This is a genomic window from Alteromonas sp. S015 (assembly GCF_036864485.1).
GTDB lineage: Bacteria > Pseudomonadota > Gammaproteobacteria > Enterobacterales > Alteromonadaceae > Alteromonas.
Genome location: NZ_JAZETO010000004.1, coordinates 259,437 through 282,033, shown reverse-complemented (window position 1 = coordinate 282,033; position 22,597 = coordinate 259,437). Strand labels below are relative to the sequence as shown.

General features: G+C 45.0%; 17 protein-coding genes and 1 pseudogene. 4 read left to right on the top strand and 14 right to left on the bottom strand.

Annotation, left to right across the window (positions count from 1 at the left end; translation table 11 throughout):
• Positions 1–322 precede the first annotated feature (322 nt).
• On the top strand, positions 323–1,660 hold the full coding sequence (fucP, locus tag V7R42_RS09900; protein WP_334020020.1) for an L-fucose:H+ symporter permease: 1,338 nt from the start codon (positions 323–325) through the stop codon (positions 1,658–1,660).
• Between the two features lie 248 nt (positions 1,661–1,908).
• Entirely contained in the window at positions 1,909–3,162 is a 1,254-nt protein-coding gene (gene nhaD / locus V7R42_RS09895) for a sodium:proton antiporter NhaD (protein ID WP_334020019.1), read from the top strand.
• Between the two features lie 66 nt (positions 3,163–3,228).
• On the opposite strand, the gene V7R42_RS09890 is transcribed toward nhaD, so the two are convergent.
• Entirely contained in the window at positions 3,229–4,431 is a 1,203-nt protein-coding gene (locus V7R42_RS09890; protein ID WP_334020018.1) for an anhydro-N-acetylmuramic acid kinase, read from the bottom strand.
• A 10-nt stretch (positions 4,432–4,441) separates the two neighbouring features.
• Positions 4,442–5,767, bottom strand: a complete 1,326-nt coding sequence (locus V7R42_RS09885) for an OapA family protein (RefSeq protein WP_334020017.1) — start codon at positions 5,765–5,767, stop codon at positions 4,442–4,444.
• Between the two features lie 319 nt (positions 5,768–6,086).
• Between V7R42_RS09885 and tyrS the strand changes: the two genes are divergently transcribed.
• Positions 6,087–7,286 (top strand): tyrosine--tRNA ligase, encoded by a 1,200-nt coding sequence (gene tyrS / locus V7R42_RS09880; protein ID WP_334020016.1) that lies wholly within the window; start codon positions 6,087–6,089, stop codon positions 7,284–7,286.
• Positions 7,287–7,340: 54 nt separating this feature from the next.
• Here the strand turns inward: tyrS and V7R42_RS09875 are convergent, their stop codons facing one another.
• The 12 genes and pseudogenes from V7R42_RS09875 to gltB all read right to left on the bottom strand — a co-directional run bounded on the left by V7R42_RS09875 (position 7,341) and on the right by gltB (position 20,954).
• Positions 7,341–7,694, bottom strand: a complete 354-nt coding sequence (locus V7R42_RS09875) for a DUF1428 domain-containing protein (RefSeq protein WP_334020015.1) — start codon at positions 7,692–7,694, stop codon at positions 7,341–7,343.
• A 97-nt stretch (positions 7,695–7,791) separates the two neighbouring features.
• The gene (locus tag V7R42_RS09870; protein WP_334020014.1) at positions 7,792–9,150 is read right to left on the bottom strand and encodes an NAD(P)/FAD-dependent oxidoreductase; all 1,359 of its coding nucleotides are present in this window, start codon (positions 9,148–9,150) and stop codon (positions 7,792–7,794) included.
• A gap of 29 nt (positions 9,151–9,179) precedes the next feature.
• Positions 9,180–9,776, bottom strand: a pseudogene (locus tag V7R42_RS09865) (GNAT family N-acetyltransferase).
• Positions 9,773–10,174 (bottom strand): DUF2721 domain-containing protein, encoded by a 402-nt coding sequence (locus V7R42_RS09860; protein ID WP_334020013.1) that lies wholly within the window; start codon positions 10,172–10,174, stop codon positions 9,773–9,775. The pseudogene V7R42_RS09865 and the gene V7R42_RS09860 overlap by 4 nt, the downstream one beginning before the upstream one ends.
• 136 nt (positions 10,175–10,310) lie before the next feature.
• Positions 10,311–10,715, bottom strand: a complete 405-nt coding sequence (locus V7R42_RS09855) for a rhodanese-like domain-containing protein (RefSeq protein WP_334020012.1) — start codon at positions 10,713–10,715, stop codon at positions 10,311–10,313.
• 133 nt (positions 10,716–10,848) lie between these two features.
• Positions 10,849–11,772, bottom strand: coding sequence for a cobalamin-binding protein (locus V7R42_RS09850; protein ID WP_334020011.1), 924 nt, complete (start codon positions 11,770–11,772; stop codon positions 10,849–10,851).
• A complete protein-coding gene (locus V7R42_RS09845) occupies positions 11,769–12,716 on the bottom strand; it encodes a cobalamin biosynthesis protein CobD/CbiB (protein WP_334020010.1) in 948 nt (315 codons plus the stop codon). Before V7R42_RS09845 ends, V7R42_RS09850 begins: the two co-directional genes overlap by 4 nt.
• A 1-nt stretch (position 12,717) precedes the next feature.
• Complete coding sequence (locus V7R42_RS09840) at positions 12,718–13,419, bottom strand: 5'-methylthioadenosine/adenosylhomocysteine nucleosidase (protein ID WP_334020009.1); 702 nt, start codon at positions 13,417–13,419, stop codon at positions 12,718–12,720.
• 165 nt (positions 13,420–13,584) lie between these two features.
• Entirely contained in the window at positions 13,585–14,172 is a 588-nt protein-coding gene (locus V7R42_RS09835) for a DUF2726 domain-containing protein (RefSeq protein WP_334020008.1), read from the bottom strand.
• 162 nt (positions 14,173–14,334) lie between these two features.
• On the bottom strand, positions 14,335–14,790 hold the full coding sequence (locus tag V7R42_RS09830) for a hypothetical protein (RefSeq protein ID WP_334020007.1): 456 nt from the start codon (positions 14,788–14,790) through the stop codon (positions 14,335–14,337).
• 268 nt (positions 14,791–15,058) lie between these two features.
• The gene (locus V7R42_RS09825; RefSeq protein ID WP_334020006.1) at positions 15,059–16,474 is read right to left on the bottom strand and encodes an FAD-dependent oxidoreductase; all 1,416 of its coding nucleotides are present in this window, start codon (positions 16,472–16,474) and stop codon (positions 15,059–15,061) included.
• Between the two features lie 13 nt (positions 16,475–16,487).
• On the bottom strand, positions 16,488–20,954 hold the full coding sequence (gene gltB, locus V7R42_RS09820; RefSeq protein ID WP_334020005.1) for a glutamate synthase large subunit: 4,467 nt from the start codon (positions 20,952–20,954) through the stop codon (positions 16,488–16,490).
• A gap of 662 nt (positions 20,955–21,616) precedes the next feature.
• On the opposite strand from gltB, the gene V7R42_RS09815 reads away from it, so the two are divergent.
• Positions 21,617–22,552, top strand: a complete 936-nt coding sequence (locus V7R42_RS09815) for an N-acetylmuramoyl-L-alanine amidase (protein WP_334020004.1) — start codon at positions 21,617–21,619, stop codon at positions 22,550–22,552.
• The last annotated feature ends 45 nt before the right edge of the window (positions 22,553–22,597 follow it).

Genomic DNA, 22,597 nt, shown 5'->3' with positions numbered 1-22,597 from the left:
TCAACCTTGTTTATTTATTTCTTTTTCTAGAGTTGTGTGTTTTCCGTTAATGGAATGGCGGGGGCGTTGAGAGTATATCGAGGAGCTAGAGAACTAGAGAATAAGGTTGTCTCTAATGCTATCTTATTGACTGTTATGCGCTTTTTTGTGCTCATATTTCTCGCTTTAGGTAGAGTACGAGTGATTTGTTAAAGGTGCTCTACATATAAAGTTTAATTTTTAACGAAATTCTAAATAAGTAAATTAAATTGATTTATTGACAGCGGTAAAGAGCAGTGCTTAAATTGGTTAACTAATTTTTTACAAGCGAAAGGCCGTTCTTATGAAAAACAACGCCCCTTTGGTTTCCAAAGACACATTGATTCCCTTTGTATTGTTAACGATTTGCTTTGCTGCATGGGGTGTGGCTGCGAATATGACAGACCCTTTGGTAAAAGTATTTAGTAAAATTTTTACTATGTCGGCTTTGCAATCGGCATTGGTGCAATTTGCTTATTATGGCGCGTATTTTTGCTTAGCCATTCCTGCTGCTTTTATCAACAAGCGCTTTTCATATAAAACAGGTGTATTGACCGGGCTGGGCTGCGCAGCCGCGGGAGCATTCCTGTTCTATCCAGCCAGTCAAACCATGACTTACGGCTTTTTCCTTGCTGCACTTTTTGTATTGGCTGGTGGCTTATCCATTCTTGAAACGTCGGCGAACCCTTACGTCATGGCGATGGGAAATCAAAAAAGCGCGACACGCCGTTTAAATCTAGCTCAAGCATTTAATCCCGTTGGTACTAATTTAGGTGTGTTTTTGGCTGCAACGCTAATATTGCCTAACCTGAATCAGGCATCTGCACAAGAGCGTGCCGCCATGTCGGTAAGCGAGCTTAAAGACGTGATAGGAGCTGAGCTTGATGCGGTAATGCTTCCTTATGTAGGTATGGCATGCGTACTAGTTTTGGTTTGGGTTGCTATCTTCCTAAATAAAGTGCCAATTCAAGAATCGGTTGAGTCTAGTGTGGAAGACGTTAAGTTGGGCGCTTCGCTTAAGCGGTTAGTTGCCAACAGGCATTACCGGTTTGGCGTATTGGCTCAATTTTTTAATGTCGGAGCACAAACGTGCGTGTGGACCTTCACCATCCAATATGCAATGAAAGCGACGGGTGGCAACGAAGTGAGTGGAGGTGAAATTTTACAATACAGCATGATTGTCTTTCTCATTTCTCGCTTCGTGATGACATGGGCAATGCAGTACTTCTATCCAGCTAGACTATTAATGATCATGTCATTGATTGCCATGATGTTATGTATTTTCATGACACAGTCTCCTAATTTAGCAGGCGTAATCGCATTGGTATCTATCTCTGCCTGTTTGTCGTTAATGTTCCCTACGATTTACGGCATTGCGCTTGAAGGTCTGGGTGAAGACATCAAACTAGGCGCAGCAGGCCTAGTGATGGCGATTCTCGGCGGTGCCATTATGCCGCTGTTCCAAGCGGCCATTATCGATAGCGCAGGTGTTGTTGTGTCATATTTAGTTCCAGCTATCTGCTTCTTGCTTGTAGGTGGCTATGGCTATTTCGATATGCGCGCTAAAAAGAGCAGTGCTAAGCCTCAGTCCGGTATAAACGCGGATGCCCTTAAAAAGATGGAAATGGGAATAGCTAAATAGTATTTCTGAAGTAACGTCTACGGGGTCAGTGATTTTATCACTGCCCCTTTTTTGTATATTGAACACGTTATGTATTCCACTTTTTTTAGGAATACACTCAATTAGTTAACAGCATTTTTTCACCGTATTTTCATTAGTTTAGTGCATGTTGAATATGACTGATTTTTCGCCCTGTATGGCGCAGAACACCTGCTAAGGCATGAACAGCAATCGTATAATTCACCCCTGACAATTTGGGAGTAAAACGTATGCTGGACTATGTGCTCATTGGCATAGCGGTAATGGCATTATTGGGTGTGGTATTTGAAGAAGTGCTACATGTGAATAAAGCCAAAACCACATTATTTTTCGGAACATTCGCATGGATCCTTCTTTTCATAGATGCGAATAGAGGCCCTCACCTAGCACAGCTCAATGAACACCTTATAGAAAACATAAGCGAAATATCCACCCTTTGGTTATTCCTTGTAGCGGCAATGACTTTCGTTGCTTACCTTAACCGCAAAGGTATGATTGAAAACATGTTAAACATCATCATGCCGCAAAAAATAACCCTCAAAAAACTCATATTCTTTACCGCTATTTTTAGTTTTTGCTTCTCCTCGCTAGCTGACAACATCACAGCGACCTTGGTCTCTATTGCCATGGTGTTATCCTTGGGTTTGCCCTTCAACCAAACCATGCGATTTGCCGTGCTGGTGGTATTTGCGGTGAATTCTGGGGGCGTGTCACTAATAACCGGGGATGTCACCACTCTTATGATTTTCTTGGATGATAAGGTCACTATAACTCAGCTGCTCTTACTCATTATTCCTTCATTCACAGCAGTACTATTTCTAGCGTTACTGTTGAGTATAGGTATGAAGGGGGAGGTTAAGATAAAAAAAACACGTCATGAACTTAGGCGAGTTGATTACGTTATTGCGGGAATATTCTTATCTACCATTGTGCTGACGTTAATTGCCAATGTACTTTTTGCCATCCCACCTATGCTGTCGTTTTTAGCGGGTATGGCGGTTATGTTCTTAGTCGCAACCTTTATGGGAGAAGAAAAATATGATGATCCTATCTTGGACTATATTCGCCTAATAGAATTTGACACGCTGCTGTTTTTCCTTGGGGTGTTGCTGCTTGTCGGTATGCTCGATCACATTGACGCATTAGGCGCACTTTTACATGTATATAGCGTAATGCCTTCAACAGGGGCCAACTTTGTGATGGGGGTGTTGTCTTCCATGATAGATAATGTGCCATTAACTGCTGCGCTGTTAAAAGCGGACATTGCCATGTCGACAGCCGAGTGGATGGCGTTCACGTATGCAGTAGGAGTGGGGGGCTCGTTACTTATTATCGGCTCATCAGCAGGTATTGTTACCATGAGTAAGGTAAAGGGCCTGACGTTTGCCAAATACGGCAAATTCGTGTTGCTTCTTCTTGCCGCCTATAGTGTGGGGTACGCGTTGGTACTGGTGATGGCGAATATGTTTGTTTCAGCAAGTTAAAGTGGTGAAGTGGCATTTATAGACTGAGCCAAAAAGCCGTTTGAGGGCGATGTTTTTTCGCCCTTTTTATGCTTTTTTATATAACGCTCCGAGTACCGTGGCTTTCGAAGCCCCTGTGACAGCAGGCACATTGCCTGGAATATCATTCATATATGCATGTGCAAACCACGCAAAAGCTGCGCCTTCAACGTGCTGTGGGTGAACGCCAAGTGTATGACTATCTGCTATTTCATAATCGCATAACGCATTGCTTAGATAGTTCATGAGCGCCTTATTAAAAGCGCCACCGCCGCACACTACAACTTCGCTTTTTGCACCTTCATGATTGGTTTTAGGTAAATGCTTTACAATTTCCTTAGCGATAGTGCTACCTGTTAGCGAAAGTAGGGTTGCTTGCACGTCTTTAGGGGCTAAATTATTGTTCTTTTCTTCGCTTTGTAGCTCTGCACTAGAAGGGAAGTAATCGGCAAGCGCATTGCTTAACCAATTGATATTGAAATGCTCTCTGCCAGTACTTTTAGGCGCAGGCAATGCAAAGTAATCATCCAGTAAGAGCCTGTCTAACAGACCTGAGTGACAATGCCCTGACGCCGCCCATGCTCCGTCTTTATCAAAGCTTTTATTTAAATGAAGGCTTATCCACTGATCCATCAAGGTGTTACCTGGTCCGGTATCAAACCCTTTAGGTGGAGAAGCATCTTGTTTTGGCGCAAGCAGTGAAACGTTTGCTATACCGCCAATGTTAACGAGTGCTCGGTATTTATCATCACTGGCAAATACTGCATTGTGAAAAGCAGGAACTAAGGGAGCACCCTGACCACCAAGGGCAATATCTTTGCGCCTAAAGTCGGCAATAACATCAATGCCGGTAAGAACAGCGATGGTATTAGGATCGCCTATCTGACAGGTGAAGCCGCGTATGGATGATTCTGCGAAGTGTGCTGATAATACATCGGAATTCGGGTGGTGACGTACGGTTTGGCCGTGCGAGCCAATAGCCGAAATATCCGAGGGACGTAGGTTGTTTTTCTCAAGCAGCGCTAAGGTGACCTTTGCAAAGGTTTCAGCAACCAGTCTATCAGCGATGGCCAAACTATTTAGCTCGTCTGGACCTTCACTACAAAGTGCATTGAGTGCAGTAAGTAATTCGGCAGAATAAGGGATTGAATGGGCGGCGAGGGTGGTGCAAGACGTTTGCGAGATGTCGCACAGGACGGCGTCGACGCCGTCCATGCTAGTACCTGACATCAGGCCAATATATTTTGCCATCTAGACGTCGCTATTTCATCGCAAGCATAATGCGCTTGTTATTATCTAGCTGCTCTTGGCGTATTGCGGCAATTTCCATAAACCTTTCTTTCTCTTCCTTAGCAATGGGAAGCGCCTTCGGCAGCTCTACCGTGCGAGGGTTTCTGTGAACACCATCCACTAAAAACTCATAGTGAAGATGGGCGCCAGTAACCATTCCTGAACTACCCAAATAGCCTACGGTTTGCCCTTGCTTAACCGTATCTCCCACTTTCACTGCACGTTTTTTAAAGTGAAGATATTTGGTCGTGTATTTCTCGCCATGCTGAATGAAAACATGGTGACCGTTATATTTATCGTATCCAGCTTTAATAACTTTACCGTCACCCGCAGCCATAATTGGCGTGCCAACAGCTGCAACATAATCTGTACCGCGGTGCGCTTTCCAACGCTTTTGCACTGGGTGGAAGCGAGCTTTTGTGAAGTTAGAGCTTACATATCTAAAATTCACCGGCGCACGTAAGAAGCTCTTACGCATACTGCGCCCTTCAGGCGTGTAGTAGGTGCCATCTTCGTGAAGAATAGCGCTAAAATGCTCGCCTTGGTTGGTAAATTCCGCTGCTACGATGTCGCCGTAACCCACAAATTCACCGTCAATGTATTGCTCTTCGAATACTACGTTAAACGTATCACCAGAACGGATCTCAATGGCGAAGTCGATATCCCAGCCGAAAATACCCGCTAGATTCATAATTTGGTTACTAGTTAAACCAGCATCACTAGCGGCGTTCCAAAAGCTTGAGTGAATTTCACCTTGTGCAAAATTGTAGCGAATGTCCACATCTCGCTTTTCAAGCTCAGCGGTTAAGGCGCTGTTCTCATCCGACGATTCTGGACGTACAAATAGCGTTTCTGTTGAAGATAATTTGTACTTTAGCTCGCCGAAGCTGCCGTCTTTATTCGCTTTAAACGATAGTTCATCACCAGGCAATAAAGTAACCAGCGTTTTCGTTAATTCACCCGCTTGGGTAACGTTATAAACGTCGCGGGACGTAAAACCTGCGCGCTTAAATAATTTTGCTAGTGTATCGCCGCTACGTACTTTATACGTCTGCCACGAAGACTCTTCTTCACCCGAAAAAACGTTGGTTGACGGTGCAATATGGAGCTCCACCGGATAGCGGACACCCGCATCCAGAATGTGCGCCTCTTGATGACGGCTAGCTTCCACCGGTTCACTCGGAAAAAGAATAAGCCCACCCAGAAATAAGCTAGCAACGGCTAACCCTGTTCTGTGCTGTTTCGGTAATTTCTTAAATAAACTAAGCGCTTTAGAAGCGTCTAATTTCTTTCTCATACTACTGCCCACCTGAGAAATGTTATGTGCACAACACTATTTCACATACGTTGCTCAAAAATGCAACTTTTCTCATTATATTGTTAGCGCAAATTGTTACGCCCAATAGCTCTTATCATGAAGACTATCTCTCTTGAGTTTACTGAATACAGTCCACGTTAATTCAGTTCTCTAATTTCACTTTAAAAGCTGTTGGGTTTAACAACATGACTGTTTGTAATCCGTTTTTTGACGCGCAAACCTTTTAATGGTTCCGTTGTACGCGTAAAATGCCCGCCAATATTGAATATACAGTTTTTTTTAAGAGTGTGACGTACAAATGAAAGATTGGCAAACAGCGCTAGCTGAGATTAAACGGGGCGTTGATGAAATACTCCCCGAAGAGGATTTAATTGAAAAACTAAAATCCGGCAAAACCCTAACCATCAAAGCGGGTTTTGATCCAACTGCGCCTGATCTGCATCTTGGTCACACTGTGTTGATCAACAAGCTGCGTACATTCCAGCAACTAGGCCACAAGGTTGTTTTTCTTATTGGCGATTTTACTGGCCTAATTGGCGATCCTACAGGTAAAAATGTAACACGCAAGCCTTTAAGTAAAGAACAGGTATTAGAGAACGCGAAAACGTATCAAGAACAGGTGTTCAAGATCCTTGATGAGGATAAAACGGAAATACGCTTTAACTCAGAGTGGATGGATGGCCTTGGCGCGGCAGGCATGATTAAACTTGCGGCTAGTCAGACCGTTGCACGTATGCTTGAGCGTGACGACTTTAAAAAGCGTTATAACAACGGCCAGCCTATTGCTATCCACGAATTCCTATATCCACTGGTGCAAGGATGGGACTCGGTAGCCCTTGAGTCAGACGTTGAAATGGGCGGTACTGACCAGCGTTTCAACTTGCTAATGGGCCGTGAGCTTCAAAAAGAGCAAGGCCAAAAGCAGCAGTCAATTGTGATGGTTCCGCTACTTGAAGGCTTAGACGGTGTTCAGAAGATGTCTAAGTCTTTGAACAACTACATTGGTATTACAGATGCGCCAAACGATATGTTTGGTAAAGTGATGTCTATTTCTGATGATTTGATGTGGCGTTACTATGACCTTATAAGCTTCCGTCCGTTAGAAGAGATAGCAGAGCTTAAAGCGCGCGTTGAAGGCGGTGAAAACCCGCGTGATATTAAAATCATGTTGGCAAAAGAAATCATCGCTCGTTTCCATGACGACGCAGCGGCAGAAGGTGCGCATCAAGACTTTATTCAACGTTTCCAGAAAAATGCTATTCCTGACGACATGCCCGAGCTTGAAATTGCATTGAGCGATGAGGGTATTGCCATTGGTAATTTGTTGAAAGAAGCTAACCTTGTAGGTTCGACTTCAGATGCTATGCGCATGATTAAGCAAGGCGCAGTTAAAATTAACGGCGATAAAGTGGAAGACACCCGCTTAGTAATCACCGAAAAAGGTGAAAACGTGTATCAGGTGGGTAAACGCAAGTTTGCGCGTATTACGCTAGCCTAATGTTTTTCTGATAGTTTTTGGAAGCCCGCTTAGTTAAGCGGGCTTTTTTGCTTTTTATAATTCAAGAATAGGAGCGAAGCCCCCATAAATAAGGCGTTTACCGTCAAAAGGCATGGTTTTTTCGTTTTGCTGCATTCTAGGATCTTCCATCACTTTTTGCCACGCAGTGTCACGCTCTTCTTTTGAAGGCCAAAATGCAATAGAGAACACCACGGTTTCATTTTCTTTGGCTTTAACAGCCAGTGGAAAAGACGTGACTTCCCCTTCAGGGACATCGTCACCCCAAGCTTCGAGTATTTTAGTCGCACCATACTCTTTAAAAATATCGCCGGTGAGTTTGGCGTGCTCAATGTATAACGCTTTATTTTCAGTGGGAACGGCTACAGCAAAGGCATCGATATATGACATGAGGTGACTCCGTCAAAGAATAGATACCTAAAATAGCCTAATTTATAGTCAGTATGCAATGCTTACCGTTAAGGTGTATCGTGAATCATAACCATTACTAGCGTTCTGCAATTTTCGCCCATTGGTACAAGCCATGCAGCGTCAACCTTCTTACTTTCGCAAAGGGGTAGGTTTTCAAAGGAGAACGATAAAGGGGAAGCGATAAATCGACGTCATGGGTACCCATCATAAGTTGAGCGAGTCGTTGCCCTGCAAAGGCTGCAAAGGAAACACCTGAGCCGCAATATCCCATGGCATAACCGATATTGCCTTCAGAGCGGTTTGAATTGTTGCCGCTAGTCTCATTGTCGATAAAAATCCGCGGCATGCTGTCTAAAGATACGCTTACCCAACCACTCCAAAAATAGTCCATGGCTATACCGCTAAGTGAAGGGAAACTTTTTACCATGGCGCGATATAGGCGCTGTTTCTCTGAAGCGTTATGGGCATCTTTACCTTTTACAGCACCACGACCACCAAATAATAATCGGCCGTCTGGCAGCACACGGTAGTAGTATTTCATCATTCGTGTATCCATAAAACTCATCGGCGTAGTGAGGCCAGACTTTGCGCGCTGTTCGTGACTCATTGGCGCAGTAACAAAAATGCTCGACTGAACGGGGAATTGCTTATTGTCCACGCTGTCATGAAAGCGTTTAGGAGTATAAGCATTAGTGGCAATTAGTATATGCCTGGCAGAGACTGAACCACTGGGTGTTGTAACAAAATAGCCTGTTTTGTGCTTTTCAATGCGAATGGCTGGCGAGTCGTAAAAAAGCGTTGCGCCAAGCTCCTTTGCTACTCTTGCATATTCGCTTACTAATTTTAATGGGTGTAAGCATGCACCCTTTTGCTCAACGCCACCATACGCCCCTTCAATACCAAAGCGCGTAGTAAGGTCTTTTTCACTAAGCAAAGCGCTCGGTACGTTGAAGTGTGACGCAAGATGCTTCGCTCTGGCACAGAGTAGTTCGGCTTGCTTTATGTTATGCGCCAGTTTTAAATATGATCCTTCTGCTAAATCGACCTGCATATCAAAGTCTGCAATACGTTGTTTAAGCAGATGTACTGCGCCATCAAACTCGTCCTGCATAGCTTTGGCGATTTCACGACCCCACTTGTCCTCTATTGCGCTTAAGCTTAGTCGGCCGCTACCCGAGAGGATAAAGCCCCCGTTACGACCCGCACAGCCAAACCCCGGTGAATTCGCATCAAGCAGGGTGACGTCCTGCTTAGCTTGAGCAAGTGTAATTGCGGCGGAAAGGCCGGTATAGCCACCGCCGATGACTAAGTATTCAGTATTTATCTTTCTGTTTAAAGGTGGCAGTGTTGATGGTTTATGCGTGGCGTGCCAGTAGCTGTTTGCGACCGGTAACATTGATGAAACGCCGCGAGAAATAAGTGGATCGTAGGTCATAGAATAAAATGTTGTGAAGTCGGGAGAGCTTAGAATTGAAGTAGCATTTCTGCACCTTCACATTCGCAATAACCGTGACAAACAGGGCAGTCGTAGCCTTCGTGAATAGATGCGTAGCGCTACTTGTTGGGGTGTTTCTTGATAAGTTGCCCCCCATTTTTAGTGAAGTATTTAAATGCACTGTTGCCCGGGCTTGCCAACCAAATATGAGCTAAACCTGCTTCCGCACCCTGAGCTCTTGCACATTCAATCGACTTATTTAATAGTGCACTGCCAATTCCACAGCCCTGCATGGCGGGGTCTACAGTATTGCATTTGAAATAACATACGGTGTTTGGATTTAAGGGCCAATGTGAAGGAGTGCACCACTCATCTACTTCCCATTGCGTATGCGCAAAGGTTAGCCTGAAACCAACAACCTTTTGTTTGTGTAGTGCCACCCAGCTAGCATTGGTATTGCCAACAAAGCTCTTTGCATAGTAATCAGCAAGCAGCTCATTGGTTAGGTAGTTATCTCCGTGTACAAAATTGCCAAGGGTTATTACCCCTGCAAAAAACTCAGGCGCTAGTGACGCGTAGCTGATATCACTGTGAATTATGTGATTTAAATGATTTGCAGATTTCATACTTTTTCTTTGTGTGGGGTGTTTTTCATCCCGTCAAGGTGCACATCTAGGGCTTCAACTGATATCAATATTTCTCTTACCGACATCCATAGTGAATACAGAAGTGATACTAAACTTGCAGCAAACACCCAGTTTCCTACCTGTTGATAGGTTAGGTATATCGCTAGCATGGATACTACACAAAGAAAAAAACTACCCACACCTGCTATTTGCATTCGCTTAATAAGTTGAATACGTAATCGAAGGTTTTTTATTTGTGCTTGAGTATTCTCATCTCTCTCTTCTTTTGAAAAGTTTCGGATAATAGTTGCAAGCGTTAAAAAGCGATTGGTATAGGCTAGTAGCAATAAAGAAATCGCTGGAAATAACATGGCCGGAGTAGCAATATCTATTTTCATGGGTGTTTCATACAATCGTCGAGTAAAAAGAGTGTACCACAGGGGATTAGTTACACACAGTAATCAGCCAAGAGGTTGAACTTACAACATCTTTAGTGCCAAAGACTAATACGAAGGAGAAGGCGGAATATTGAGTCTACATTCGGTCAACTGTCATGCCAGCGGCACTCCAGCCTAACATATCGCCTTCTAAATGCATGACTTCAGAAAAATCGAGTTCTTCCAATACTTTCATTGCCAGTTTGGCTCTTCTGCCTGAACGACAATAAATGATAATAGGTTTGTTTTTGTGGCCTTCTAATTTGCTAAGGTAGTCATTGATATTTTCATGGGGCATATTTACTGCGCCAGGAATGTGACCATCCGCGAACTCTTGAGGAGAACGGACATCAATAAGAAGCCAGTCGTTGTTCGCAACCCGCTCGATAAGATAAGGTGATGCGGCCACTGAGGCTTGCGCGGTCGCCTTCGCTGTGCATTGAAGCGACACAAATAATGCAACACTGACAACAACTAGAAATCCCGCAACAACAATCCGCATGAATAAAAACTCTTACCTTTTTATTTAATTTTAGGGCCTGCCATTACTGTGTTACACGAAGGCGCTTAAAGTGGGCCAAGTCAGTGTGTATAGATTGGAGACTACCCAGCAGGTCTAGACTTAAGTATAACGCTTATGCGTTTTCTTTAATACCTTTACAGAGCACTTTTAGTTCATTTATTAATCGCAGTGAAAAGCGACTAGTGACGTCTGGATCTACGACAATCAGAGGGGCCTTGAGAAAAAAGCGATGAGCACGCCAAAACACCTCAAGCTCCGAAGGTGTACTTTTAGATGCTGCAATGAGTACACGAGGCTGGCGAGTAAGTACATCTTTCGTCGCGACTTTAGGATAGTCTACGGGACTGTCTGGAAAGAGTGTTTGTGCACCGCATACATTCAATAGCTTGTTACCCCACGCGTTGGGACCGATGGTCATAAGTGGAGCAGTCCACGAATAATAAAATACTGGTATAAGCGAGGATTTGTCGTATTTACTTCGAAGCTCGGCTAGTTCGTTGAGAAAATCATTGGAGAGCTGGGTCGCCTGCTCTTGCGTATTTGTAAGTGCCCCAAGCCTGTTAATTTCGCTGGCAATATCGGCAATACTTTCAACCTTACTGTTAAAGACGTTTAGTCCCATGGAGGAAAGCTTATTGATATCTTGAGGCTTATTGCCTCCATCCCAAGCAAGAATTAAATCAGGTTCTAATGCCACAATAGTGGCGATATCAGCACCTTGAAAATCTGCCACGCGCTCAATGCTTTTCGCCGCTTCTGGATAGTCACTATAGTCGCTTACACCCACGAGGTTAGAACCTAAGCCTAAACTAAATGCCCATTCGGTTAGATGGGGCGCAAGACTGACGATTTTTAGGTCGGTAGAATTTGCTAATGCGTTTGATATCGAGCTAGATGCTACATCGGGAGAACTAAATTTATTTGCATTGGCAAGGTGCGTTGTTTCGACAACAGACATTGAATTAGCAAATGTGAAAAGAGGTACATAGCATACAGCTACTAAAAAAAGCGTTTTCATCGTGCCTGCTGTTTTCATAATACGACCGCCAATGCCAGCATAGTTAACGATGCGAGGGCGGTAACCGCTATCATAGCGTGAGTGACAATACTTTTTGCCGCTAACATGTGAGAATATTTCACCTCGTTTACTCCGCCGACTCGAGGGTATCGAATTTTTTTGTTTGAATAAATCGCTGGGCCACCGAGTTTTACATCAAGTATTCCGCCCATAAGGGCAAGTAGCAATGACGTTTTATCTTTTACCGGCGAGCGCTTTACGGCCTGAAACCCCTTAATAGGATGGCTAACTAGCAGTGTTATCACCCCACCAATTGCCGCAGGTGGCAGAGTGAGCGTATAAACCAGTTTGCGTACGGGTTTGGCAAAGAATGTCATTGCAGGGGTTCGATAATGCCACTGCCAAGATGTGAGCAAAAGTAACCGATAAACGAGCGCGCCTATGGGGCCTGCTACTACAAAATAAAAAATCACTCCGCAATAAAGATAAAGAAATTTGAGCCACAGGGATTCTATGGCAGCTTTAGCAATTCCTATGTCGGTAAGTGAATTGCATTGTCGTGCGGTTATGGTTTGTACCATTTCACGAGCAAGGGATTTCTTGTTTCTTCCTACGCTTGCCAGCACCTTTTTATACTGTTGGCGCTGGTAACCATAATCGAGAAGTGCGACAAGGATAAGTGTCTCAAAAAAGACGGGGTACTGGGCCATATACACCAAGATTGCAACGCATATTACCAGTGGTGTCAAAAGGACTAATACGGCTAACGAGCCTGAAATGTAGTGTTGAGACCGCCCGTAGTCACGGGAAGGCACCACTTTACGCCCCATTTGCTGAACGAGGTAACGCATAAGTGTTAGTGGGTGAGTACTTTGGGGCCAGCGCCATAATGCATCAACGGCGATAGCCAACCAAAGTACGAATAGCGACTGGTATCGCGGGTCGCTAACTACCTCTGCCATCTTATTTTGCGAGGGCCTTAATCATTGCCATTACAAGTTGCGCTGAGTGCTTCGCGGCGGTGTCTAAATATTCCTTGAAGCTCACCGACGATGTTTTCCCCGCAATATCAGACAAAGAGCGAATTACAAGAAAAGGTGTGTCGAGCATATGACACGTTTGGCCTATAGCGGCGCCTTCCATTTCAACTGCTTTCATATCTGGGAAGTTTTCACGTAATTCTGCAACAGCCTCATCACTACCAATAAATGCGTCACCGGTACAAATTAAACCCGACGTCGATTGCAGCGATGTAATGCCTGCCGCAGCGTTGCGTGCCGCTTCCATCAAGGTAGTATCACAACGGAAGTCTTCAGGCATACCCGCACATTGACCTAGCTTGTAACCAAAATGGGTTAAATTAGCATCGTGGTGAATAACGTGGCTGGCGATCACTAAATCACCAATATTTAAATTCTTGTCGAAACCTCCTGCCGAACCGGTATTAACAACCGCATCAGGAGCATACTGCTCAATAAGCACAGTAGTGGCAATTGCTGCAGCCACTTTACCAATACCGCATTTTACGAGTACCACTTCTATGTCGTTAAGTGTGCCTTCGTAAAATGTGAGGTGCTTCCACTGAGTTTCTTTTACATTCCTAAGCGACGCTTTAAGTAGCGCAACTTCTTCGTCCATTGCACCTAAAATACCAATTTTTTTCATAACTATACCGACGGTGTTAAGGGAGTTTAACGCGTGAATACGCAGTTGAATGCACCAATTGTATAAGGAAAACAGAGAAACTGACAGAAAAATGCCTTTGTTACCGCTATTTGAGAGTAAGAAAACAGCAAAGCAACAAAGGCCAGGGGAAGTGTGCCTTACAGATTAAGCGGCCGCAGGTCTGCTTGAGCGTATTGGACGAGTAGGGCGCTTAGGTGGCTCTGGGTTATGCGTTGGCAACTGCGCCATTTTTTGCTGTATGCGTCGGTAGGGAATAAGTTTGTTTTCTAAACACTCGCGGATATCATCAACGGTGTAACCAGACTTCACCTTAATTCTTGCATGAGGAAGGCCCGCAGCATCAAGCGCACCGGATACAAACCAGTCTTTTTGCGATTTATAGCCTTCTTTGCCTTGGCTATGAACTAAGTCGATAGCAAGGACTGGGCTCATGTCATGCTTGTCTACTAATACAAAGTCGAGTTGCCTGCTAGAAGCTCTGCTTATGGCTTGGCTTACTGTTTTTTTACTTGCAGACTGGCGAACCGCCACTAAATCGTTAAGGCGTACACGACACACAATGCGAAACTCTCTCCCCATAGCCTGTTCGATAAGGTTTAAAAAAGAGTGTTCAACTGGAGTGAACAGTTGCGGCTTTCGCCTGAATGGAAATGCGACACCACCGTCTGACAACTTTATGGCACCCAGTGCAACGACAATAAGTAACATCATTAAAATAATTGCCAATTCCATCATAATCCTCGCAAATATCTGTCAAAAGTAGCGTCATAAAAATGACGCTATGATTAAACCAAGGGGGGTCTATGAATGATTTTGCAAAGCAGATGCCAGTTTTATATGTTCATTAACACGCAATTAAAATGTTGTGCTAGACCGTTAATCAGTCAACGGATTTTATTGGACACTAGGCTTTGGGGTGACAAGAATGTCGACTTGTGCACCTGTATTATCTGGTGAAATTACAATGCGAGTATGGTTGTTTTCAGAGGTGAGAAGGGTGCGCTGATTAACTGGTGCGTGAACGGCTAGTGCCGACATATTGGCTTGGTAAAAAGCGACTATATCGTCAGGTTTTTGTTTGCTGTGATAGACAAATGCAGCAGGCATTTGTGTCTCAAATTGCTGGCAGTGTGTGGCATCGTTGATAATTGCAACGTTGTGAAATACCGCTGGGCAAGACACAGTATCAGGTTGTGCTGATGATACAGACGTCTCTGCGTTAGCCGAGGCTTTGTCACTTTCAACTGACAGTGTATCTGCAGATACCGTTGACATAGAAAGCGCGTAAAAAGCCAACGCTGAAACAAACGCAGAGCGTGAAATAGATAATGCAGTTTGGCGGTGATACATGGCGCATTCTCGTTTTTACTTAATGAAATTATGTTACAAAAATACTAGAGCCGAATGACAAACAGTTCAACTACCTTACAGGGTTAATCGTTTCTAAATTAACCGGTTTTACGTATGTAGTTTTCAGGCAAGGTATTAGCCACTGGCGAAGAAGAACATAAGGTCATTGCTTAACGCATGAAAAAGCCCAGTAACAGGTTACTGGGCTTAATATTGACAAGTTTCAAACTCTATTCAAGTCAGAGCAGGTGCCTGTTAATAGCGCATATCAAACGCCAATATAATCCATGATACCTTCGGCAGCTTTACGGCCTTCGTCGATAGCGGTAACAACCAGGTCACTACCACGTACCATATCGCCACCAGCAAATACCTGGGGATGAGAGGTTTGGAAAGCGAACTTGCCCGCTGAAGGGGCGCGAACGCGTCCTTTTTCATCAAGCATGATGCCGAAATCTCCGAACCATGGTGCAGGACTTGGTTGGAAGCCAAACGCAATGATAACTGCATCCGCTTCAAGTACGTGCTCTGAACCTTCTACTTCCACAGGGCGACGACGACCATTGGCATCTGGTGGCCCCATTTCGGTTTTAACGAGCTTAACGCCACACGCCTTACCGTTTTCATCTACTGCAATGTCTAGTGGTTGCAGGTTGAATTTAAACTCAACCCCTTCTTCTTTCGCATTAACCACTTCGCGGCGTGAGCCTGGCATGCTTTCTTCGTCACGGCGATATGCACAGGTGACTTGGGCGGCGCCTTGGCGGATTGACGTACGAACACAGTCCATGGTGGTATCACCACCACCTAGAACCACCACGCGCTTGCCTTTCATATCAATGAAATCAGCCGGATCTTTTTCAAGGCCCATCACGCGGTTGGTGTTGGCAATAAGGAAAGGTAAGGCTTCGTGAACGCCTTCAACTTCTTCGTTATCGAAACCACCTTGCATCGACTTGTACGTACCCATGCCTAGGAAAACAGCATCGTATTTATCAAGCAAATCCTGGAACTGGATGTCTTTACCAATTTCAGTGTTAAGTACGAACTCAACACCCATCTCGGTAAAGATTTGGCGGCGTAGTTTGATTACGTCTTTCTCTAATTTAAAAGACGGAATACCAAATGTAAGTAGGCCACCAATTTCTTCGTATTTGTCGTAAACAACAGGTTTAACGCCGTTACGAACCAGAATATCAGCACATGCAAGACCAGCAGGGCCTGCACCTACAATCGCCACTTTCTTGTCGGTCCATACCACGTCAGACATATCTGGGCGCCAGCCCATTTTGAATGCCGTATCGGTAATGTATTTTTCAATACTACCTATGGTAACTGCACCAAAGTCATCATTAAGTGTACAAGCACCTTCGCACAGTCTGTCCTGTGGGCATACGCGGCCACATACTTCAGGCAAGCTGTTGGTTTTGTGAGAAAGTTCCGCAGCTTCTAGAATGCGGCCTTCGTTAGCCAAGCTTAACCACTGAGGAATGTAGTTGTGCACAGGGCACTTCCATTCACAGTATGGGTTACCGCAGTCCAAGCAGCGATCTGCTTGGCCTTCGGTTTGAGACTGGCTAAGCGGCTGATAAATTTCCGCGAACTCATGTTTGCGTACCATGATCGGCTTTTTCGGCGGATCGATACGTTCAACATCGACAAATTGATATACGTTCTTTGCCATAAACTAAATCCTCCTACTGAGCCTGAATGCGTAATTCAGCACTTGAACGACTGATGTGACCAAGCAAGTTTTTCACATCACTGGTTTTTGGCTTAATAAGCTTGAAGCGTTTCAGCGTTGCGGCGAAGTCAGTAAGCAACGACAACGAGTGCTCGCTTCCTGTTTCTTCGTAATGCTGATTAATTAAGCCACGTAAGTGCTCAGCAAGAATCGCTTTATCTTCAATTGGCATTACATCGACCAGTTCGGCATTTACACGGTTATCAAGGTCGTCGCCATCATCCATAAGATAAGCAAAACCACCTGTCATACCGGCACCGAAGTTAACACCAACCGGACCAAGAACTGCCACGATACCGCCTGTCATATATTCACAGCCGTTATCACCAATGCCCTCTACTACCGCGATAGCACCAGAGTTACGTACGCCAAAGCGCTCGCCAGCGCGGCCAGCCGCAAATAGCTTGCCGCCTGTCGCACCGTAAAGGCAGGTGTTACCCATGATGGCGCTATCGTGGGCGTCATATGAAATATTGCGCGGCGGGTGAATAACAAGCTTACCGCCGGTCATACCTTTGCCCACGTAATCGTTAGCATCGCCTTCAAGGTGCATATGCAGGCCGCCAGCGTTCCAAACGCCGAAGCTCTGACCTGCTGTACCGGTAAGTTCAACTTTAACAGGCGTGTCTTCAAAGTCGTGGTTACCGTGATGTTTAGCAATTTCACCTGATAGCAAAGCGCCTACAGAGCGGTCTGTGTTGCGTACAGGGTATTTAAGGGTAATTGACTCACCATCTACCACAGCCTGCTGTGCATCTTTAAGCATCTGAGCATTCAACTCACCTTTATCGATAGGCGCGTTCGTGGTTTGCGAACAGAATAAACGCGTATGCTCACCTGCTTTAGGCTGCGCTAGCAACGGAGACAAATCTAAACGGTTTTGCTTGGCGGTAATGCCATCTAAAACTTTAAGTAGTTCTGTGCGACCAACAAGGTCGTCGAACTTAGCAATACCCATAGACGCCATAATTTCACGCACTTCTTGAGCAATAAACTTGAAGTAGTTCATTACCATGTCAGGTAAGCCAATGAAGTGGTCGTCACGCAGTTTTTGATCCTGCGTTGCAACACCGGTCGCACAGTTGTTCAAGTGGCAAATACGCAAGTATTTACAGCCTAAAGCAACCATTGGACCCGTACCAAAACCGAAGCTCTCAGCACCTAAAATACCGGCTTTTACTACGTCTAAGCCTGTTTTCAAACCGCCGTCGGTTTGAACGCGTACTTTGTGACGTAAGCCGTTTTCAATAAGCGCTTGCTGAGTTTCAGATAAACCAAGCTCGAACGGACTACCCGCATACTTAACTGATGTCAGCGGGCTTGCACCTGTGCCGCCGTCGTAACCTGAAACGGTGATAAGGTCGGCATAGGCTTTCGCCACACCCGTTGCAATGGTGCCAACACCTGGCTCAGATACTAGCTTAACGGATATAAGCGCCGTTGGATTAACCTGTTTCAAATCGAAAATTAGCTGTGCTAAATCTTCAATTGAGTAAATATCGTGGTGCGGAGGCGGTGAAATAAGGGTTACACCCGGCACAGAGAAACGTAGCTGTGCGATGTACTTATTTACTTTGTCACCTGGAAGCTGACCCCCTTCACCCGGTTTTGCACCCTGCGCCACTTTAATTTGAATAACGTTAGCGTTAACCAAATAGTGAGGCGTTACACCAAAGCGACCTGAAGCCACCTGCTTAATTTTAGAATTCTTTTCAGTACCAAAGCGAGAAGGGTGTTCGCCACCTTCCCCTGAGTTTGATTGACCGCCCAAGCGGTTCATGGCAATTGCCAGCGCTTCGTGCGCTTCAGGGCTTAGTGCACCAATTGACATCGCTGCGGTATCGAAGCGCGGGAATAAGTTTTCCGGAGCTTCTACTTCACTAATATCAATAGGGTCGCAATCAGGGTTTATGGCCAGCAAATCGCGAATGTGTGCAGGCGCACGCTCGTTAACAAGCTTGGCATATTGCTGGTAGTCGTCGTAGTTACCTGACACCACAGCCTTTTGAAGCGTACTGACTACGTCTGGGTTATAAGCGTGATATTCGCCACCGTGAACGTATTTAAGCAACCCGCCGTGATCGACAGACTTACGCTTAAGCCAAGCAATACGGTTTAGGTTGATAAGATCTTGATGGAAATCATCGAAGCCCGCACCTTGAATGCGTGAGGTCACACCTTTAAAGCATAACTTCATCACTTCGTTGTTAATACCCACTGCTTCAAACAGTTTAGAGCTACGGTAACTAGCAACGGTGCTAATACCCATTTTCGACATGATCTTATACAAGCCTTTATTGATACCCTTACGGTAGTTCAACGTGGCCTGCATAGGTGAAATATCCAGTTCGCCTTTTTCGCAAAGCTGTTCGATAGTTTCGTATGCAAGGAATGGGTAAACCGCGGTTGCACCCAAGCCGATAAGTACGGCGAAGTGATGCGGATCGCGGGCACTTGCTGTTTCAACAACAACGTTAGCATCGCAGCGCAATGACTTTTCAACTAGGCGACGCTGTACCGCACCAACTGCCATAGCTGCAGGGATAACTAAGCGGTTTTGCTTAATGTTTCTATCAGACAGAATAACAAATGCAGCACGTTTGTTCTTAACCAGCATTTCTACTTCGTTACACACGCGCTCGATGGCTTTCTTCAAACCTTCTTGCGGCGCATATTGAAGCTCAATGACTTCTGAATAGTAGTTGTCTGGGTTAAATTCGCGCAGTTGTTTAAGGTCGGTATACATTAGCACTGGCGAGTCGAACAATACGCGGTCAGCGTAACCTGAGGTTTCGCTAAATACGTTTTGCTCGCGGCCAATACAGGTTGCCAACGACATCACGTGGTTTTCACGTAGCGGGTCAATCGGCGGGTTAGTCACCTGTGCGAATTGCTGACGGAAATAATCGTAAACCGTACGCTGGCGGGATGACATAACCGCCATTGGCGTGTCATCACCCATTGAACCAACGGCTTCTTGGCCGTCTTTCGCGAGTACTTTTACAACTTGTTGAATTTCTTCATAGCTGTAGGCGTGCAGCTTGTGGTACACCGCCATGGCATCGTCGTCAAACACGCGCTTGCCAATTAATGAAGCATCAAGCTTTTCAATGGGGGTTAGCCGGCGAATATGCTTATCTAGCCACTCTTTATAAGGGTGGCGCGCTTTTAAGTCCTCATCAATTTCAGTAGAGCGCCAGATTTTGCCAGTGTATGTGTCTACAGCAAGCATTTCACCTGGGCCCACACGGCCTTTCTCGATAACGTCAGCTTGTTCGTAATCCCAAATACCCACTTCTGAGGCAAGGGTAATAAACCCATTTTTAGTAATAACGTAACGCGCAGGACGTAAACCATTTCTATCCAAGTTACAGGCTACGTGGCGACCGTTAGTTAAAACGATACCCGCGGGGCCGTCCCATGGTTCCATGTGCATTGAGTTGAACTCATAAAATGCACGAAGGTCATCATCCATGGTTTTATTGTTTTGATAGGCTGGTGGAACAAGTAAACGCATGGCGCGGAATAAATCCATACCACCCGCTAGGAATAGCTCAAGCATGTTATCCAGTGACGATGAGTCGGAACCTTCGGTGTTAACGAATGGGGCCGCGTCTTTCAAATCCGGAATAAGTGGCGTTGAGAATTTAGCAGCACGTGCCATTGCCCAGTCGCGGTTACCTTTAATAGTGTTGATTTCACCATTATGCGCAAGGAAACGGAAAGGCTGAGCTAGTGGCCAGCGTGGTAATGTGTTTGTTGAAAAGCGCTGGTGGAACACGCAGATTGCGCTTTGCATACGCTCGTCGGCAAGGTCGTGATAAAAGGCAGGCAAGTCTTTTGGCATTACCAAGCCTTTGTAGATTGTTACCAAGCCTGATAAACACGCTACGTAAAAATCGGGATCTTTTTCAAGACGTTTTTCAGCGCGGCGGCGGATCATATACAAACGACGCTCAAGGTCGCGTTTTCTCCAGCCCGCAGGTGCGTTAACGAACACCTGTTCGATTTGCGGAACGCCCGTTAGCGCTAATTCACCCAGTACTGAGCGGTCGACAGGCACTTCGCGCCAACCCACTACTGAGAGTGTTTCTTTTTCAAGCTCTTCATTAAGTGCGTCACGCGCGGCTTGCGCAAGTACTGGGTCCTGACTTAAGAAAATCATGCCCACACCGTATTTTTTGCTGAGTTTCCAGCCATTTTCTTCGGCGATTGCATGGAAGAACGCATCCGGTTTCTGTAGTAATAAACCACAGCCGTCACCGGTTTTCCCGTCGGCGGCGATACCGCCACGATGCTGCATACGATCAAGGCCGTGTATTGCAGTCGTTACCAATTCATGACTGGCTTCCCCATGAGTATGAGCGATTAAGCCAAACCCACAGTTGTCCCGGGAATCATTGGGATTATATAAACTCATCTCTTAACTCCTTCAACCTTTTGACTGGGCAAGGTATGCGTTGCGTGTAGATGCGCCTAGGTTTGCGTATCACAACATTATTAGACGTCTTTTATGCCTGCGAGCGGTATTGCTTGCGGCGTGCGCCTTTCTTGTCGTTATTTTATTATTAGAGGATTCCAGTCGTTTCCGCATTTTTATGCATTATTGCGATGCGGGCCGTACAAAATACCCACATTAAAAACTAAAATCAAACGCTAAAAGTATAAGCTTTATAGTGAATTAGTATAAACATAATTAAATCTATATTAATCAGTTGTTTATTTGTTGCTATTTATATTTGTAATAAAAATGTTATCAGCGTTGTAAAGTGAATAACGTCTCCCTTATGAATGATATTGCTTCTCATTTGTACTTTGTTGGTGAATAAATATGCTGATGAAATGGTGTTTTATGTTGTCAATAGCGGTTTGGTGTGTATTTTTATTAAATCGTATAGTTTTGGTTCCACAAATATAAGTGGTTTGTTATATTGGTTTAAAATTGACCACAGGTAAGGCTTTTGAGGTCTTTTACTATGTTAAGCGAGAGCTCCGTGTGTGAATTGACTATATGTTTATGTGGGAGATGAAGAATAAAAATTCTCTATAGTGGCGTGCCGTTAAGACAATAAGGATTATTGTATGAATACCCTTCATGCTTCACCAACATCTACCTTTAGCATAGATGATCACATGTTAATTGGCGACAATATCAGCTACAGGCTTTCTCCTAACACATCTGGTTGTTTTCAATCTGGCGCTCCCGATACTATCGTTATTCATTTTACTGCCGGCAGTAGTCTTACATCTTCGGTTAACGTCTTGACCAATGCCGATAGCGGTGTGTCTGCTCACTTTGCCGTAGGGCGAAACGGCGACATCGTTCAAATGCTGCCGACTAACAAAATTGCGTGGCATGCAGGAGAGAGCCATTACGCGGGACGTAGTGGTTTGAACCAGTATTCTATCGGCATCGAATTGGAGAATGCAGGCCAGCTCAAAACCCGAGGCAACGGCGCCTATGAAAGTTGGTTCGGCGAGATTTATAGTGAGCATGAAGTGTTAGCTGCGCAACACATCAATCAGCCGTCAATTGGCTACTGGCACAAATATACCGACATACAAATTGCAAGGACATTGTCGCTTTGCAAAACGTTGTGCAGTCACTATGATATTTCGACCGTAGTTGGACACGAAGAAATAGCCCCCTTGAGAAAGGTCGATCCCGGTCCTGCTTTTCCCCTTCAAAAATTCAAGGCTACCGTTTTAAATGGTAACAGTGAAAAGTGGGCGGCTGAAACAAATGAACCGAATTTACAACGAGAAGCGCATGATCATATACAACACGAGCTTGCTAGCTCGGTAAAACGTGTGGCCAATGTAAGTGCAAACTCTTTGAGTGTGAGAAAAGGTCCTGATGTCTCATTTCCAACGGTTGAGAGCAGTTTGAACAAAGGGGAGGTGCTAAAAGTTATAGAGAAGCGTGGGGAATGGGCAAAAGTTTCCTATGCGAAGGTTGGATGGGTGAATACCAAATACATTAATGAAATTACCGAAAAGTCTCCCTTTAAATCGTGACCTTATATGAATGATAGCTTCTCGCTTTGACATACCGCATTCCCG